The 1,024-nt window shown below is 62.3% G+C and carries 1 protein-coding gene; it reads left to right on the forward strand.

From position 1 onward, the window contains the following. Positions 1 to 96: 96 nt before the first annotated feature. Entirely contained in the window at positions 97 to 546 is a 450-nt protein-coding gene (locus tag G582_RS17320; protein WP_051247264.1) for an SMI1/KNR4 family protein, read from the forward strand. Positions 547 to 1,024 lie beyond the last annotated feature (478 nt).

The raw sequence follows: 1,024 nt of genomic DNA on the forward strand, positions 1-1,024 counted from the left end.
CTTGCGGTTCCGGCGCTTCGGCCGTAACGTCGGCCCTAACAATTCGTTCAAGCCGACGCCGCTTCGCGGCGCGGCTTAACTCAGGTGTTAGGCCTCATGACATTGCTGCCGGGATTTGAAGTCTCCGAAAACACGATTACCGCCACAGCCTTAGACGGCGCGGAACTTCTCTTGGGTGTCAGCTTCCCGCCAGCGTTCCGTGAGATATCACTGAGGCACGACGGCACGTGCGGCGATTGCGAGTTCTCGGTCCCAGGCAGTGCTGTTCCCGGCGCTATTGGTGTCTGGCTCTCCTTCCTGCCTTGGACACAAGACAGCGTCTGGTCCACGCTCGCCACTTGGCCGGAGCACGGCCTTCCCAAGAGCGTTATTCCATTCGGCACGGATGGAGGCGGGAACCTCGTCTGCTTGGACTACCGCATGGGATCTTCTCCCGGCGTAGTAATTTGGCACCACGAGCTGCCCGGAACGGAGGGCTTGTACCCCATCGCGGCCAGCTTTGACCAATGGTTGTTGTCACTCGTGGCCGTCGCAGATGAGGCCTAACAATTCGTCCAAGCCGACGCCGCTTCGCGGCGCGGCTTAACTCACGTGTTAGGCCTGGGGAAAAGCTTTCCAGTGTTGTCGGCTTCGGTCGTTGCATCGCGCCCTGCGTTTCTTGCGTTTTGCTCGGTCGGCGTTGGTCGGTGGTTCGCGCTTTCCACTTCTCGCTTCGGACGCATCGCTTCGGACAGCGCGAGTGCGCCGCCGCCAAGCGCGTGAGTTGAGCTTCGTGTCCGCGCTCAGGTGTTGTCGCGTCGTGGGGTGCTTGCCGTTGCGCTTTCGCGGTCCGGTGTTCTCGCTTCGGTCGAGCGGCGCTCTCGCTTCGGCTCTTCCAGCCTCGGCCTGCGCGTGACTAGGTTTCCGGTCAGCGGCTCCCGTGTCGAGGTTGGCGTTGCTGCTTGCGGTTCCGGCGCTTCGGCCGTAACGTCGGCCCTAACAATTCGTTCAAGCCGACGCCGCTTCGCGGCGCGGCTTAACTCAG

Origin of the sequence: Thermomonas fusca DSM 15424, from assembly GCF_000423885.1 — a bacterium.
Taxonomy (GTDB): domain Bacteria; phylum Pseudomonadota; class Gammaproteobacteria; order Xanthomonadales; family Xanthomonadaceae; genus Thermomonas; species Thermomonas fusca.

Excerpts from the sequence above, each read along its gene's own strand:
- G582_RS17320 (WP_051247264.1), top strand. The coding sequence starts at position 97 with ATGACATTGCTGCCGGGATTTGAAGTCTCCGAAAACACGATTACCGCC.